Raw genomic sequence first — 15,159 nt, forward strand, 5'->3', positions numbered from 1 at the left:
AGGAGTCCCATGGCGACGCGAGCGTTTCCGAAGGCGACCGACACCATCAACGAGATCAATGCGGTGATCGAGGGTCTCGACAACCCGGTCCACCGTCACATGCTCGAGACGGCGCGGGACCACTACTGGGCGGAGGTGGTGTGGGACGTCCCGGCGATCGTCGCGACGCTCGCGCCGACCACACCGGTCCTCTACCGCTTCCAGGGCGGAGCGTTCCTGGGCATGGACGGCCTGCGCGTCGAGTCACGCGAGGCGGCCCAGGCGATGTACGAGAGCACACGTGACTCCGGCATGACGATCGGCCCCATGAAGGAACTGAAGCTGACGTTCGGCTCCGAAGGCATCAGCCAGGAGTGCCTCCAGTACGCCGTCATTCCGGGCGGCGGTCTGCCCGGGCTGGCGGAGCAGGTCGACCCGGACAAGTGGTACCTCGTCAGCTGGTACGCCACCACCTACAGCCCGTTCGACGCGGAGAACCGGTACATGACCGGCGAGTTCTGCTACGCCGCCAACCAGCCCTTGACGATCGAGGAGGTCGACCGGGGGGTGGCCAAGGAGCTCATCGGGCTCTAGCCGACGCTCTCGGGGTGCGGCTCTCGCCGGGGCACGGATTGAGTCGGCACCCTGCTTCTTTTGCTTTCGGAGAACCACCTTTCGTCGAGCCGGAAGAGGACAGGATGACGAGACGACTTGAAGGCAGGGCGGCGGTGGTCACCGGCGCCGGCAGAGGGATCGGGCGGGCGGCGGCGCACCTGATGGCGCAGGAGGGTGCCGGCGTGGTCGTGGCGTCCTTGACCGGCGACACCGCGGAAGCGGTGGCCTCCGAGATCCGCGACGCCGGCGGTCGCGCGGTCGCGGTCAAGGCCGACGTCGCCGATCCCGAACAGAACAAGGCGATGATCGACGCCGCGCTGGCCGAGTACGGCCGGATCGACATCCTGCACAACAACGCGATGCTGACGGAACAGGAGCACTACGCCCGCGATGTCGACCTGCTCGACTTCGCCCCGGAGACGTTTCACCGATTCATGGACGTCAACGTGGTCGGCGGCATTCTGGCCTGCAAGTACGCCCTGCCGCACATGCTTGCGCAGGGGAACGGATCGATCATCTTCACGTCCTCGATCGCATCTTTCGGGGGCGACGCCATGGCCTTCTCGTACGGGGCGACGAAGGCGACTGTGGACTGGTACATGAAGACGATCGCGATCCGGTACGGAAAGCGGGGCATCCGGTGCAACGCGATCGCGCCCGGCGTCGTACGCACCGCGTCTCAACAGGCGTGGTCGGATCCGGACAAGGACGCGGCCTTCCTGAGCGTCACGAACTCCCCACGCCTCGGCGAACCCGAGGACATCGGCAGGATGGCGGTCTTCCTCGCCACCGACGACGCCTCCTGGGTGAACGGCGCTGTCATCCCCGTCGATGGCGGTACGTCCGCCTCGAACACACTGGTTCCCGCGCTGCGCACGTTCCTCCCCTGACCAGCGGGCAGCCGCGCCATGGGCCCTCCCGACCATCCTTCTGTACGCGGGAGAGGCTGGGAACCGAGCTGTCCGGGCCGGGAGGGTCGCCGATCACTGCTTCAGCGCCGGTCGGCGTACCCGCACCGCGAGCACCCGCACTCTGCAGGCGCCGACAGCATGGGCAACGGACGCCAGCACTTCCTTGAGCCCGATGTCTCCCCTTCCACGCCGAACATGCAGCAGAGGCGGTTCGGCCTCGGCAGCCGCTTCACCAATCTCACGGCTCCGGTCCCGGTCCGGTCCCCACGACCAGGGCGTTGGGCGCCGTGCATGCCACTTCGACGGCGGTGCCATGGCCGATCCCCGTCGAGCCCCGCACCGCGAGGGTGCTGTGCATGACGGGCGTCCGGGCCTTTCCCGCCATTGGCGGGGGCATCCGGGCCGTCGGCCCCCCTGGGCGGCCACCGCCTCCCGCCGCGTTCCAAGGCCGTCCAGGCGTCGTCGACCAGGTTCAACTCGCGCACCCCGCCGACTCCACCACGTCCGCAACCCCTCAGCGCACGCCCTTCGGCGGATCGTCGCTGGCCACAGCCCGCCGCGCGGTGTTCCTGGCAACCCCCCAGACGCTGCGCGATCCCGTTGACCGACATGCCCTCCGCACCATGGTGCTGCTGGGTCTCAGCCGTCCTCCACACCGATCACCTCTTCCGTCTGACTCCCGTGAAGCCAGGTGGATCACTGGACACTGCAGCAAGTACCCAATGCCACGGCAGGATGTCGCTGCACTCAGCCAGGCCGGTTGAATGCTCTCAGCCCCAGGAGCATGCTGGTCGTGAGAAACACAGCACTACTCCGTGTCGTGCAGGTGGGGACCTCGATGAGATGAGTGATGTCCCATGGATGACGATGGCGCTGTGGATCCGGAACGGGGCGATGCGGGCCGCCATGTCGCCCTGGACGGGACTGCGGTGATCGTCGTCGACGGACAAGGCGCCATAACGGCATGGAGTCGTGGTGCTGCCCGGCTCCTCGGGTACCGAGCCGCCGGGCTCGTAGGGCGGTCGGCGGTTCGGCAGGTCGTGGACGGCTTGCCTGATGTGGCCAAGCTCGGCTGCGTCGGGCATCGGGCGTGGAGTGCTCCGCTGCGGTTGCGGCATGCCGATGGCCACATCGTGCAGGTTACGGCGCAGGCTCAGCCACTGCTCAGCGCCGAAAGGGAGACACATTGGCATGTGACCCTGGCCCCATCGCCGCTTTCCTCACCAGTTGGACGCGGCGGCTTCGAGAGAGCTCTCCTCCTTGAGCGGGGGTTTGATCAGCTTCCGATTCCGGTGACCTTGTTCGATCGTCGAGGACGGATCAGGGCGACCAATGCCGCCATGGAACGACTGGCCGGCAAGGCAGAGCGACAGTTGCTCGGACTGGCGATGGGAGAAGTGGAGCCTGGCGTGGCTCTGCCTGGTATGGAGGAGGCACGCTCTATCGCCGAACGGGTGCTGAGCACTGGAGAAGATGCGCGGCACGAGGTGTACTACCGATTCCCTGGGGAGCGCCGGGAACACGCCTGGACTGGGCTGATGTACCCCTTGAGGGACGCGGCAGGACGGGTGGAAGGCCTGCTCGCGATCGCACTCGACACCACAGAGCAATATCGGGCACGTCAGCGGCTGGAGGTGGTGAACGAGGCGAGCCTACGCATCGGCACCCGGCTTGATCTGGCCCGAACCGCCGAGGAGCTGGCGGAGGTGGCCGTCGACCGGTTGGCGGACTTCGTCACCGTGGATGTGCTCGAGTCAGTGCTCTCCAGCGAGGAGGCGGAACCGGCCGCGTCAACAGCTGACCTGGTCTTCCGTCGGATGGCCGAGCGGGCGGAGTGGGAGGGAGGTCCCGAATCCACTGTGCCCGTGGGCATGCGCCACAACTACGACGAGCAATCACCCCCAGGCCGGGCTCTGTCCGCCGACAAGGCTGCCCGGTATCTGGTCGGCAAGGAGAACATGCGATGGTGGGTGGCAAGGACCCCTGACGGCGATCGCAGCGTCCTCCCCGATGGCGTCCACTCGGCGTTGGTAGTGCCGCTGCTGGTCCATGACACCAATCTGGGTGTTGCGATCTTCGCCCGGCACAACACCCTTGACCACTTCGATGACGAAGATCTGCTGCTGGCCGAGGAACTCGCGGCCCGGGCTGCCGTTTGCATGGACAACGCCCACCGCTATGCCCACGCGCGGAGCACGGCGTTGGCTCTGCAACGCAGCCTGCTGCCCCGGGCGGCGCCCCGGCTGACGGCCGTCGACGTTGCCTCCCGGTATTTGCCGGCCGGGGCTCGCCAAGGGGTGGGCGGGGACTGGTTCGACGTGATTCCGTTGTCGGGAGCACGGGTGGCGCTGGTGGTGGGAGACGTGGTCGGCCATGGTATCCAGGCCTCAGCGAACATGGGCCGGCTGCGCATGGCCGTACGTACACTGGCCGACGTCGATCTGGCTCCCGACGAGTTGCTCACCCGCCTTGACGATCTCGTTCTCAACCTCGACCTGGGCGGTGGGGAGAACGGTGGTCCGCAAGACAACTTCGGGGAGACGACTGCGAGCTGCCTGTATGCCGTCTACGACCCGGCCTCCGGACACTGCTCGATGGCGCGCGCCGGTCACCCGGCTCCCGCCCTGGTCACCACGGAGGGCCAAGTGGACTTCCTCAGCGTGCCGGCCGGTCCTCCTCTTGGTCTGGGCGGACAACCCTTCGAGGCCGCGGGGTTCGATCTGCCCGATGGGAGCGTGCTCGCTCTTTTCACAGACGGCCTGATCCAGTCGGCCAGGCAGGACATCGACGCCGGACTCGTGCAGCTTCGAATCGCCCTCTCCGGTGTCGCGCCGTCGTTGGAAGAACGCTGCGACACCGTGCTGCAGGCGCTCCTGCCTGACCGTCCCAGGGACGACATAGCGCTGCTGCTGGCCCGTACCCATACCCTGGATGCCGACCACCGCGTCTCCTGGGATCTGCCCGCCGACCCGGCATGTGTCTCCGAGGCCAGGAAGCTCACCTGTAACCGGCTGGCCGCCTGGGGGCTGGAAGATCTGGCCGTTACCAGCGAGCTGATCGTCAGCGAACTGGCCACCAACGCCATCCGCTACGGCGCCGGCCCCATCGAACTGCGCCTGATCCGCGACGAGGCCCATCTCATCTGCGAGGTCTCCGACGCCAGCAGCGCCGCTCCGCACCTGCGCCGGGCACGGGTCTTCGACGAGGGTGGCCGTGGTCTGATGCTTGTCGCCCAGCTCACCGACCGTTGGGGAAGTCGCCACACCCCTCACGGCAAAATCATCTGGGCGGAACAGTCACTGACCGACCCGCGGGAAGGAGACCTCCTCGGAAACAACCTTCCCGCCCTGCTCGACGGACCCTTGCTGTGACTCGGAGATCGTCACCAGCGGAATCCGGATACCGAGGCTGAACTCTGAGATCCGCCGAGGGGACCGGCTCGGCGGACCCAGGCGTAGGCGACATCGCGGACTGGTGGTTCAGCGCAGGGAGTGGCAGCGCTCGACCAGGTGGGCGAGATCGTCGACGGCCTCCCGGAAGACGGCGGCCGGGGTGGCGAGCCGGCCCAGCGGGACCGGGCGGGAGACGGCGGCGACTGCTTCCTCGTCGCCGTAGTGGAGATGCGCCTTCTCGGTGCGGACCATCCCGACGATGAGGGTGTTGACCCGGACCTCCGGGGCCCATTCCACGGCCATGGAGCGGGCCAGGTGCTCCAGGCCGGCCTTGGCCACCCCGTAGGCCGCCGTTCCCGGTGAGGGGCGGCTGCCGCGCCAAAAGGACGACAGGGGGCGCCACCCGCATTGTTGACCAACACGTCAAGGCGGGGCAGCGCCGCGAAGAAAGCGCGTACGGCGGGCGGGGCGAACTCGACGTTCCTCAGCGGGACTTCGGGCGCCCGCCGGGCGTAGACCAGGACGTCGGCACCCGCCGCGGCGAAGGTCCGCGCGATCCCGGCCCCGACGCCGCGAGTACCGCCGGTGACGACGACGGTCCGGCCGGCCAGAGGAGGTCCCTGGCGCTACCCGGGTTGTGCATCACCAGGGGGTTGCGTGGGGCCGAGAGCCTGATCGCCCCGGGCCCCACGCGGCGAGGTGGTGTTCAGGAGCCGAGTCCCAACTGGCCGGCCAGAGCGAACAGGTCGGACATGACCTTCAGATGGGTGATCTTCCCGTCCTGCCAGCGGGCGGCGGTGTACTGAGGTACGTCAACGCGCTTGCCTGTGGCCGGCAGGGGCTCGGGAGCGACCCAGTCCGGCAGAGGCAGCGGGCCCGTGTGAGTACCGGCCGACCGGGCGATGGTGACGGTCCAGTCGCCGGAGCCGATGATGTGGACGTAGGGGTCGTTGCCGATCGCCAGGTCGGGGAACGCGGCGCGGTACAGGCCGACGTAGCCGAGGTACTCGTCCAGCCCCAGCGGCTTCTCGTCGAGGCCGTAGACGAGGATGTCCGGCGCGAAGTGCAGGCTCTCGGCGTTCAGTTCACCGGCGTTCCAGGCGTCGTCGGAGTCCTTCATCCGGGCCTTGTTCTCGGCCACCGCGTCTGTGCCGGGCCGGGCGGTCAGCGGGATCGCGGAGCCCAGTGCCAGACCGACGGTGGGCTCGGCGGGCAACGGAGAGGGCAGAAGGCCGAGCTGGCGAAGCATGCGGGGAGTGTCGGTCCAGACGTACTCCTCGAGTATGCGCCCCTCGATCCATCGGGCGGCGGTCGCCATCTCGAAGGCGACCGGCTTGCCGGTGGGCGGCACGAACTTCCCTGACGGCCCCATCACCGGACCGGTGTTGGTCGCGGTCACGTCGGCCACCGCGAAGGTCCACTCACCCTCACCGAACGCGATCTTGTAGTCGTGATTGTGCGGACGCAGGTCGGGAAAGGCGGCAAGGCCCGCCAGTATGTCGTTGACATGGGCGTCCATGTCCATCTCGACGCCCCCGGGCATGTGCATCCTGGCATCGTCACGGTGGTTGAAGCGGGCGATGTCACGGGCGTTGTACGCGTCGTCGGACACCTGCATCTGACGGAGGTTGTCCTCGACGCTCCAGATCTTTCCGGCACTCATCGGTGTCGTCTCCTCTGCGCTAGGCCGGAAGGGCGGGAGGGTCTCCCCTGGTCTTCCGGCTGTCGGCCTATTTGACGGTGATGCGTCCGATATTGCTGACGGCTGCTTCGGCGAACCAGACGTGGCCGTCCGGGCCGGCGGTGATGCCGAACGGCATGGCATCGGGGGTGAGTCCGTCGGAGTACTCGGTGACCTTGCCTGTCAGCGTGATGCGCGCGATCCGGTTCCCGTCGGTCGCCAAGGGCCCGCCGAATTCGGCGAACCAGATGTTCCCGTCCGGTCCGCTCGTGATCCCCCGGGGAAGGCTGCCCGGGGTGATGCCCGCACTGACCTCGGTCACCTTGCCCTGCGGTGTGATGCGACCGATCCGGGCGCCGAAGGCCTCGGTGAACCACAGGTTGCCGTCCGCGCCGACCGTGATCTCGGCGGGCGAGCTGCCGGGCGTGATCCCCGTGCTGAACTCGGTCACCTTGCCCTGCGGTGTGATGCGGCCGATTCGATCCTGCGATTCCGTGAACCAGAGGTTGCCGTCCGGACCGGCAGTGATGCCATAGGGGGAACTGCCCGGCGTGATGCCCTCACGGAACGTCGTCACCTTGCCGTGTGGCGTGATACGGCCGACCACGCCGCCCCTGTCCTGGGTGAACCACACGTTTCCGTCCGGACCCGCGGTGATGTAGGCCATTCCATCAGCGGGGTTCAGGCCCTCGCTGAACTCGGTCACCTTGCCCTGCGGCGTGATACGGCCGATCTGCACCTTCTCGGGAGCGGGGCCGGTGCCGTCCGTGGCGAATGCCTCGGTGAACCAGAGGTTGCCGTCGGGCCCGGGGGTGATGAAGGCGGGAGCGGCGCCGGGTGTGATGCCCTCGCCGAACTCCGTGATCCTGCCGTCCGGTGTGATGCGCCCGATCTTGTCGGCCTTGGTCTCGGTGAACCACAGGCTGCCGTCGCACCCGGGGACGATGTCCAGGGGCTGGCTGTCCGCGGTCGGTGTGGTGAACTCCGTGATCCTGCCGGTCTGGGCACCGGCCGAGGAAACGGCCGGCACGCTGAAGGCGAGCAGGGCGGCACCGAGCACCGCCGCCCTGCGGGTGACGGTCCGAAGAGTGCGGTTCCCTAATGCTGTTGACATGAAGAGGTGCCTTTCATGTGGAGAGGGTCACTGAAACGCGCCCGGTTGGACGCGGTACTGAACCCGGCGCGGTGTCGGGACGTCGGCGCCGGGAAGTCACCTGGCCCTGGCCGAGTGCGGTCGTGTCGTCACGGTTCGCGCTTGGTTCGAGTTCATGGTTTCGCCAGTTCGGCGCGAACCTGGGGAAGCACCTTGGTGCCGAGCAGTTCGATGCCGCGCAGGAAGTCGCGCTGGGGCATGCCTCCGACGTCCATCTGCAGAATCTGGCGGGTGTGACCGAGCAGCGCGTGCAGGTGGAGGATGCGGTCGGCGATCTCGTCGGGGCTGCCGACGAAGACCATGCCGCCGGGTTCGATGGCCGCGGCCCGTTCGGCGCGTGCGGGTGCAGGGCGGCCCAGTTCCGCCAGGCCCTCGGCCATCATGCGATGCTCGTACTCCAGGTAGGTCGACCTGGCCTGAGCACCGGACTCGGCGATGAACCCGTGCATGGAGACCGCGATGTCGGCCCGCTGTGCGGGGTGACCCGCCTGGGCCCAGGCCTCGCGGTAGGCGTGCCCGTAGCGCGCCCAGTACTCGGGGGTGCCCCCGAGGACGCCGAGGAACATCGGCAGCCCGAGCTCGACGGCGCGGTAGACCGAGTCCGGGCTGCCGCCGGTGCCCAGCCAGATCTTCAGCGGCTGCTCGGGGCGAGGGAAGACGGTGGCCTCCTGCAGCGGCCGCCTGCGGTGGGGGCCGCTCCAAGTGACGTTCTCCCCTGCGTTGACGGCCATCAGCAGGTCGAGCTTGGAGGCGTACAGCATGTCGTAGTCGTGCTCGTCGTGGTCGAACAGCGGGAACGTGATCGTCGACGAGCCGCGTCCGGCGACCAGTTCGACGCGTCCGGGAGCGAGGGACGCGGCGGTCGCGAGCTGCTGGAACACCCGGATCGGGTCGTCGGTCGAAAGGACGGTGACCGTGGTGCCGAGCTTGATCCGATGGGTGGAGGACGCCGCGGCATTGATCACGGAGGTGGGCGAGGACAGCGGCATCGCCCGCATGTGGTGCTCGCCGACGCCGAAGAAGTCCAGCCCCACCTCGTCGGCGAGCTTGATGGCCTCCAGCACGTCACGGATGGCCTGTGCGGTGGGACCGCGGCGGCCGTCGGGCAGGCGCGGGGTGTTGCCGAAGGAGTAGACACCGAGTTCGAAGGTCATGACGGGGTCCTGGCTCAGTTGCTGATGGCGGGCATGGCTCGCCGGTAGCGGGTGTCGGTGAGCTGGGCGACGAGGAAGGCCGCGATGTCGGCGCGGCTCATGGCGGAGCCGACCTTGTCGTGGCCGAGGAACCCGGAGCGGATGTGGCCGGTGGCGGGCTTGTTGGTGGGGTTGGTGATGCGGGCGATGGTGTAGTCGAGACCGGAGCTGGTCACGGCCGTGGTCATGCCCTTCAGTTCGGCCAGCGCGTTGGGGAACATCAGCCGAGCCATGACAGGAAGCACCTTGTGCTTCCAGTGCGCCTTGTCGCGTGGGTCGGCCAGCGAGGGCGTGGCCAGGCCGATGAAGCGGGTCACCTTCTGCGCCTCCATGGCCTGCACGACGGTGCGGGTTCCGTCGGTCAGCGGGGTGCCGGTGGCGGACCGCTTGAGGGACGGGCCGAGCGCGCTGATCACCGCGTCCGCGCCGGTGAGAGCCTGCCGGACAGGCTCGCCGTCGGTCAGCTGCCCTGTGACGACCGTGAGGTTCTGGTGGGTGAGGGCGAGCTTGGCGGGGGTGCGGACCAGGGCGGTGACCTGGTGGCCGTCGTCGAGGAGTTGCTGGACGGCGAGGCGGCCAATGGCGCCGGTCGCGCCGAAGACGGTGACACGCATCGGGGATCTTTCCTTCTGGTGGGAGTGAGTGGCCGAACGGTGAGAGCGTCGGTGACGGCCTTGCGGCGCCCGGCCGCGGGGAAAGGGAGTCTGACAGGGGGTCTGACGAAGGCGTCGGTGAACTCGCCGTTGGCCACGGGCCGGTGCGGGCCGGGACGGTACTGCCTGCGCCGCCCCGACCCTCGTCGGACTCACGCTCGGGCGGTGGTACGTAAGAGGCCGGTGACCTCGCAGAACCCGTGTGGCGATTCATCGGATCCCCGAAGGGGTCAGCGCCTGTTCACGCCGCTCGGCACAGTCCGCGGCGCCACCGGGCCAGGGCGGCAGCCCTTGATCGGTCAGGTGGGTGAGCAGCGAGGTCAGAAGCTGTACGGGCCGAAGCGTCCCCATGCCACCAGCGCGGCCAGGATCAGCAGGACGGCGTTGAAGGCGATCGCACTCGGTTCCTTGCGGCGGGCGTGAGTGATCGCGGCCAGCACCATCACCACCACCAGGCCGGTCGCGGCCAGCGGGGTCAGCACGGGGGCGATGCCGGTGGCCGCGGGAAGGATCAGCCCGAGCGCGGCGGCGAACTCCACGATGCCGATGAAGCGGACGGTGCCCGGGGAGAAGTCGGCCACCCAGGGCAGCTGGCCGACCAGCTTGTCCTTGGGCTGGGTGGACTTCATGACGCCGGCCATGGCGAACATGGCGGCGAGGACGGCCTGCAGAATCCACAGGAAGACGTTCACGGTAATGATCTTTCCGGATGGGGACGAAAGGGGAACGGGCCGGGGGACGCAAGCCCCCTGCCCTTGGTGACCGGCCACCGCTCAGCCGCTGAAGACGGCCTCGGAGCGGTGCTTGCCTTCGTACAGCTCCCCCTACAGGGGAAGCGACCTGCTCGGGTGCGGCCGTCGGAAAACCCGGAGGTCCTCCGACGCCGAGCCAGAGGTCGATGGCCACGTGCGCGACACACAGGCCGGTACCGGCCGGCCCGTTGTGCAGGTCGAGCACCCAGTCACACGGTGCCGTGTGGGGGCGATGGCCCAGGCCCATGGCCGACGATGACGACGGCGGGCCCGATCAGCTCTCTTCGCTGAAGCCGAGCCGGTTTCAGGAGCAGGTGACGGCGAGCTTGCCGAGCGCACCGGCGCCGAAGGCGGCGAACGCCTCGGGTGCCTGCTCCAGCGGGTAGGTGGCGGTGACCGGTACCCGCAGCGCGCCGGAGGCCGCCTGCTGGGCAAGGGCGGTCAGGGTCTGGGCACTGGGGTCGGCCCACACCGTGTGCACGGCGACGTCCTCGCCCTTGACGGCGTCCTGGGTCAGGCCGATGGTGGAGGCGATCCTGCCGCCCGGCCGCAGCAGGCCGGCGAGCTGGGCACCGTCACCCGCCAGGTGCAGCACAGCATCGACGCCTTCGGGGGCGATCTCACGAACCTGGGTCTCGAGGTCGCCGGTGAAGTCGACCACATGGACCCCAGCGCCGGTCAGGCCGGTGACGAAGTCGGCCTGCTCGCCGGGGCGGGCGGTCGCGATCACCCTCGCACCGCGGGCGGCGGCGAGCTGCACGGCCAGCGCGCCCACCCCGCCGGTGGCGCCGGAGACCAGCACCGTCTCGCCCTCGGTCAGAGCCACCGCGTTCACGCTGTCCAGCGCGGCCGAACCGGCCAGACCCAGAGCGCCCGCATCCGACACCGCCAGGCCAGTGGGGATCGGGGCGACGCCAATCGCGGTGGACACGGTGACGTACTGGGCCAGCGACCCGGTGCCCAGGAACGGCTTCGTCACGACGCCGAAGACCGCGTCGCCGACCACGAAGCCGGCCACGCCCTCACCGACGGCCTCGACGGTGCCCGCGAAGTCCTTGCCGAGCACCAGCGGGAACCGGTGCTCCATCATCCCCTGCAGATATCCGGCCGCCGTGGAGGCGTCGAAACCGTTCACCGAGGAGGCTGCCACCTTCACCAGCAACTCACCAGCCTCGGGGCGGGGGGCGTCGACCTCGGTCACGGCAGGAGTCGCGGGAACGGAGTCCAGGGTTACAGCACGCATGATGAATCTCCTTCAAAGAAGTGGAACGGCCTTCCCGAATCCAGCGCCAGCATAACAACAAAACTGGGCCGGGTGTTCCACTTCGATACGGTGGAGGCATGACTCCTCCCACAGACCCCGCTGAAACCGCAGGCCAGCCGTCCGAACCAGGGCTGCATGCCGATGCCGAGCACAACCGCGACCGCATCCTGGCCGCTGCCCCCCGCCTCTAGGCCACCGAAGGAGGCGGCGTCTCCATGGCCTCCGTCGCCCGTCAGGCCGGAATCAGGAAAGCCACCCTCGCCCGCCGCTTCGCCAGCCGGGAGAAGCTCATCAACGCGGTCTTCGCCGACCGCATGGACGCCGACGCCGTCACCATGGCACTCGGCAACCCCGACCCCTGGCACGGCTTCACCGGCTTCAGCACTGCTGTCTGCGCCATACAGGCTGCCGACCGCGGCTTCACCGATGTCTTGACCACGACCTTCCCCGCCGCAAAGGCACTGAAGGCCCGCAGCACTGAGCCCTACCACGGCTTCCTTGAACTGACCGCCCGCGCCAGGAACAGCGGGCACCTTCGCGAAGACTTCGTCTCGGAGGACCTCGTCATCCTCCTCATGGCCAACGCCGGCGTCATCACCGCCACCGGTGACGCCCCCGACATCTGGCACCGCCTCGTCGGGCACATGCTCAGCTCGGACACCACCCCTGGCACCGACAGCCCACCGCTGCCCGAGGCCCCCGCACCCACCGCGATGTACCTGACCATGGCCCCCCTCACACGCACCGGCAAGGACGGCTCCTGAGAGGTCACCCGGCCCCGCGATGACCACTCACCCGCAGCCCATAGCAAAGCGTGCCCGGGCCCCAGGTCGTACGGTCCGCCAGGTGTCGCGTACAGGTGATCAGGACCCGCACGGCGGCACACCAGGTGTGCGGATCGCGCCGACGAGATCCACTCACGGACATGGTCGGTACAGGAGACCAGGGCACACGACAGGCGGTGGGGATTCGACCGCGTTGCACGGCTACCTTGAGATCGGCGAGCCAGGCCCGGCAGACGGAAACACCACCGGTATGAATCCACGGCTCGTCCTGCCGCGCCCCCAACGACCCCAACCCTGACCCCAAGCCATACGCGACGGTTGGACGTCAGGAGCCGACCGGCTGCTCACCCTCGCACAGGTACCTCTCGGCCCAGCGCGCGAGTTCGTTGAACGCGGGTTCCAGCGCTGCACCGGTCTCCGTCAACCGGTAGGACACCCGCAGCGGCGGCCCGTCGTGCACCTCACGCACGACGAGCTGCGCCGAGCCGAGCTCGGTGAGCCGGTCGGACAGCATCCGCTCACTGACTCCGGGAACCCTCCGCCGCAGCTCGCCGAAGTAGGCCGGCCCTCCGAGCAGCATGGCCAGGATCATTCCGGTCCAACGCTTTCCGAGCAGCTCGAATGCTCGCGCGACACCGTGGTCGACCTGTTCGACCCCGGGCTCATGACCGGAGACAGCATGCGGAGCCGACTCCATCGTTCGCCCCATACGCCGAGGCCGCGCTCGCCTCGAGAGTTCGTACGCGTATGTCATGGCTCCTCCTCGGTGGACAGAGGCCGGGGGTGGCATGAGGCGGGATGCTGCGCTGCCGGGCCGGGGCGAGCGGGTTCGCGCACCGGCTACGGCCGGCTGCAGCACAATCCGCAGAGGTATCTCGTCCGACCTGAGCGGAACTGCACTCTGGGCTCGGTTCGGCGAAAGAGCGGCCAAGGCGGCAGCCGGTGCGGCGTCAGCCCCTGAATACGAATTCAGCCTTGTCACGGTCACGGGCGTGCAGGTCCCAGTAGACGGGGGAGAGCTGATCGGCCGTGGCCCTCGGCTGTCCGTAGAACGTGGGGGTATCGATCGTCACATCGAGGGCCACGTGGGCCGCCTGGATGCCGGTGTCGGCCAGTTCCTTGTGGAGGTTGATCGCCCAATTGCGCAGTGCCGCGGCAGCAGTGCTGACATTGGCTGCCTTCGGGGCAGGGACGACTGAGCCTGCTCCGGTGGTGTAGAGCAGTGTGCCCGCTCCGGCCTCGCGCATGGCGGGCAGCACCGCCTTCGTGGCGGCGATCGCCCCATAGAACTGGAACTCCATCTCGCGCTGCACGTGGGACGGGTTCGTCTCGGTCGGGTTCGTCAGGGTGGTGGAACTGCTTGCCGCAGCCGGGGAGTACTCCAGAACGTCGACACTGCCGAACTCCGCGGCAGCCCCCTTCAGCGCCTGGACGAGGGCATCACGATCGAGCACATCCGCGGGGAACGCGTCGGCACTGATGCCGTCTGCGGTGAGCGTTCCGACGAGACGCTCGAGCTTCTCGCGATTTCGGGCAATCAGGGCGACATCGAAGCCGCGTGAGCCGAAGGTGCGAGCGATGGCCAGACCTAGCCGGGGACCAGCTCCGACGATGGCGATAGTGGGCACAGTTGATCCTTTCGCAAAGCCTCACGGGCAACGGCATGCGACGACAGCGGGCTTGTCGGCACGTCGGCGTCGGACGCCTCCATGGCGTTCGATGGGCCCATCACCCACTCCGACAAGTCCAGCAGACGATTCGGATAGGGCGTTCCAGATGGTCGATGACTACCGTACCAGTAGAAACGGAAAGGGTAATCCGATTACTGCCTGGCAGGCAGGCCACCACGGGAAGCTGAGTGGGCAGAGCAAAGACGCCAGTACCGAGGGTTTTGTACTCGGGCCGTTCCCGCTACCGGACTGCCGTTACGGGTTGCCGCCGGTGTGTTCGCCCTGGCTGTGGGCGATCCGCCAGAGCAGGACAGCGACGGCGGCACGCTGACGTCCGCCAGGCTTCGTGACAGCGTAGCCAAGCTGGGCCGAGAGCCACGACAGACGTTCCTGGAGGGTTGAGTGGTGGACGTGAAGGCCGGTTGCAGCCTGCCGCAGACTGGGCTGGTCCAGCACCGTCTGGAGGGTGTCGATCACCCAGGGATGGGTGCCGAACACTTGGTCCAGGTGGCGCACGTCGTTGGCGGCAGCCGCCTCGAGTGGCGTGATCCGCTCGGCGAGAACGGCGAGGGCTCCGAGTTCGTCGTACGCCACCAGGGACGGTCCGGGACCACTCACGCGATCGGTCAGCCGTAGCGCGATGCGGGCCCGGTCCAGGGCGGCCGGAAGGTCTAGCGGCTCATGGGCGACCGCCGTCCCTGCCCTGAGATCCGGAGGCAGGGCCGTTGCCCCGGGCGCCAGGGCCACGCCGTGGCCGCCGATCCGGGTGCTGTGTGGCTCCGACAGTCCAGGGCCGGAAGTCACGATGACGGTCACGGGGCCGGTGAGCCCCAGCGCGCGGACAGCATCGAGGCGGTCGGCCTCGAGGACATCGGCGTCACAGGCGATCCTGACGACCGCGTCGTCGGTACCACGGCCGGAGGCCCCCGTGAGCGTCTGTACGGCGAGAGCCGAGCGCTCAAGGATGAGAGCGTCCAGCGGGTCCTCCTTGGTGGGCCGCTCCAACCAAACCCACGAGCCGGGCCTGCCTGGTACCGCTGCCCGGGCCCAGGAACGGCTCTCTGTCTCGGACAGGGCATGCCCCTTGGGGTCGTAGCGACGGGTGAGCCCT

Annotated in this window: 13 protein-coding genes and 1 pseudogene; 4 read left to right on the top strand and 10 right to left on the bottom strand. The window is 68.5% G+C overall.

Translation table 11 applies throughout. The annotated features are described in order from the left end of the window. The first annotated feature begins 9 nt into the window (after nt 1-9). The 3 genes from AC3ETA_RS38305 to AC3ETA_RS38315 all read left to right on the top strand — a co-directional run bounded on the left by AC3ETA_RS38305 (nt 10) and on the right by AC3ETA_RS38315 (nt 4,876). The gene (locus AC3ETA_RS38305; protein WP_432197516.1) at nt 10-573 is read left to right on the top strand and encodes a hypothetical protein; all 564 of its coding nucleotides are present in this window, start codon (nt 10-12) and stop codon (nt 571-573) included. A gap of 104 nt (nt 574-677) precedes the next feature. Continuing rightward, a complete protein-coding gene (locus tag AC3ETA_RS38310; RefSeq protein WP_432197517.1) occupies nt 678-1,484 on the top strand; it encodes an SDR family NAD(P)-dependent oxidoreductase in 807 nt (268 codons plus the stop codon). Between the two features lie 878 nt (nt 1,485-2,362). Continuing rightward, nucleotides 2,363-4,876, top strand: coding sequence for a SpoIIE family protein phosphatase (locus AC3ETA_RS38315; RefSeq protein WP_432197518.1), 2,514 nt, complete (start codon nt 2,363-2,365; stop codon nt 4,874-4,876). 153 nt (nt 4,877-5,029) lie between these two features. On the opposite strand, the pseudogene AC3ETA_RS38320 reads toward AC3ETA_RS38315, so the two are convergent. The 7 genes and pseudogenes from AC3ETA_RS38320 to AC3ETA_RS38350 all read right to left on the bottom strand — a co-directional run. After that, nucleotides 5,030-5,508 (bottom strand): annotated as a pseudogene (locus AC3ETA_RS38320) (SDR family NAD(P)-dependent oxidoreductase); the annotation flags it as partial. 95 nt (nt 5,509-5,603) lie between these two features. After that, nucleotides 5,604-6,560 (bottom strand): ester cyclase, encoded by a 957-nt coding sequence (locus AC3ETA_RS38325; protein ID WP_432197519.1) that lies wholly within the window; start codon nt 6,558-6,560, stop codon nt 5,604-5,606. A 67-nt stretch (nt 6,561-6,627) separates the two neighbouring features. Beyond that, the gene (locus AC3ETA_RS38330; RefSeq protein ID WP_432197520.1) at nt 6,628-7,692 is read right to left on the bottom strand and encodes a Vgb family protein; all 1,065 of its coding nucleotides are present in this window, start codon (nt 7,690-7,692) and stop codon (nt 6,628-6,630) included. A gap of 152 nt (nt 7,693-7,844) precedes the next feature. Then, on the bottom strand, nt 7,845-8,885 hold the full coding sequence (locus tag AC3ETA_RS38335; protein WP_432197521.1) for an LLM class flavin-dependent oxidoreductase: 1,041 nt from the start codon (nt 8,883-8,885) through the stop codon (nt 7,845-7,847). A 14-nt stretch (nt 8,886-8,899) separates the two neighbouring features. Then, nucleotides 8,900-9,538, bottom strand: coding sequence for an NAD(P)-dependent oxidoreductase (locus tag AC3ETA_RS38340; RefSeq protein WP_432197522.1), 639 nt, complete (start codon nt 9,536-9,538; stop codon nt 8,900-8,902). Nucleotides 9,539-9,897: 359 nt separating this feature from the next. Then, entirely contained in the window at nt 9,898-10,269 is a 372-nt protein-coding gene (locus tag AC3ETA_RS38345) for a DoxX family protein (protein ID WP_432197523.1), read from the bottom strand. Nucleotides 10,270-10,633: 364 nt separating this feature from the next. Beyond that, nucleotides 10,634-11,572 carry an NADP-dependent oxidoreductase gene (locus AC3ETA_RS38350; protein ID WP_432197524.1) on the bottom strand — a complete coding sequence of 313 codons (939 nt, stop codon included), beginning with the start codon at nt 11,570-11,572 and terminating at the stop codon, nt 10,634-10,636. A gap of 236 nt (nt 11,573-11,808) precedes the next feature. Here AC3ETA_RS38350 and AC3ETA_RS38355 point away from each other — a divergent pair, with 236 nt between their 5' ends. Then, nucleotides 11,809-12,357: a TetR/AcrR family transcriptional regulator gene (locus AC3ETA_RS38355; RefSeq protein WP_432197525.1), complete on the top strand. Its 549-nt coding sequence runs from the start codon at nt 11,809-11,811 to the stop codon at nt 12,355-12,357. Nucleotides 12,358-12,703: 346 nt separating this feature from the next. On the opposite strand, the gene AC3ETA_RS38360 is transcribed toward AC3ETA_RS38355, so the two are convergent. The 3 genes from AC3ETA_RS38360 to AC3ETA_RS38370 all read right to left on the bottom strand — a co-directional run. Then, the gene (locus AC3ETA_RS38360) at nt 12,704-13,075 is read right to left on the bottom strand and encodes a winged helix-turn-helix transcriptional regulator (RefSeq protein WP_432197526.1); all 372 of its coding nucleotides are present in this window, start codon (nt 13,073-13,075) and stop codon (nt 12,704-12,706) included. A 253-nt stretch (nt 13,076-13,328) separates the two neighbouring features. After that, complete coding sequence (locus tag AC3ETA_RS38365) at nt 13,329-14,006, bottom strand: SDR family NAD(P)-dependent oxidoreductase (protein WP_432197527.1); 678 nt, start codon at nt 14,004-14,006, stop codon at nt 13,329-13,331. Between the two features lie 297 nt (nt 14,007-14,303). Then, nucleotides 14,304-15,159, bottom strand: an 856-nt coding sequence (locus AC3ETA_RS38370) for a helix-turn-helix domain-containing protein (protein WP_432197528.1), incomplete at its 5' end; no start/stop codon positions are given.

The sequence above is a fragment of the Streptomyces sp. bgisy027 genome (assembly GCF_057710365.1).

What these genes read in the sequence shown, in the direction of transcription:
- AC3ETA_RS38305 (WP_432197516.1), top strand. Translation starts at nt 10, where the DNA reads ATGGCGACGCGAGCGTTTCCGAAGGCGACCGACACCATCAACGAGATC.
- AC3ETA_RS38360 (WP_432197526.1), bottom strand. Translation starts at nt 13,075, where the DNA reads ATGGAGTCGGCTCCGCATGCTGTCTCCGGTCATGAGCCCGGGGTCGAA.
- AC3ETA_RS38310 (WP_432197517.1), top strand. Translation starts at nt 678, where the DNA reads ATGACGAGACGACTTGAAGGCAGGGCGGCGGTGGTCACCGGCGCCGGC.
- AC3ETA_RS38325 (WP_432197519.1), bottom strand. Translation starts at nt 6,560, where the DNA reads ATGAGTGCCGGAAAGATCTGGAGCGTCGAGGACAACCTCCGTCAGATG.
- AC3ETA_RS38315 (WP_432197518.1), top strand. Translation starts at nt 2,363, where the DNA reads ATGGATGACGATGGCGCTGTGGATCCGGAACGGGGCGATGCGGGCCGC.
- AC3ETA_RS38335 (WP_432197521.1), bottom strand. Translation starts at nt 8,885, where the DNA reads ATGACCTTCGAACTCGGTGTCTACTCCTTCGGCAACACCCCGCGCCTG.
- AC3ETA_RS38340 (WP_432197522.1), bottom strand. Translation starts at nt 9,538, where the DNA reads ATGCGTGTCACCGTCTTCGGCGCGACCGGCGCCATTGGCCGCCTCGCC.
- AC3ETA_RS38350 (WP_432197524.1), bottom strand. Translation starts at nt 11,572, where the DNA reads ATGCGTGCTGTAACCCTGGACTCCGTTCCCGCGACTCCTGCCGTGACC.
- AC3ETA_RS38330 (WP_432197520.1), bottom strand. Translation starts at nt 7,692, where the DNA reads ATGTCAACAGCATTAGGGAACCGCACTCTTCGGACCGTCACCCGCAGG.
- AC3ETA_RS38355 (WP_432197525.1), top strand. Translation starts at nt 11,809, where the DNA reads ATGGCCTCCGTCGCCCGTCAGGCCGGAATCAGGAAAGCCACCCTCGCC.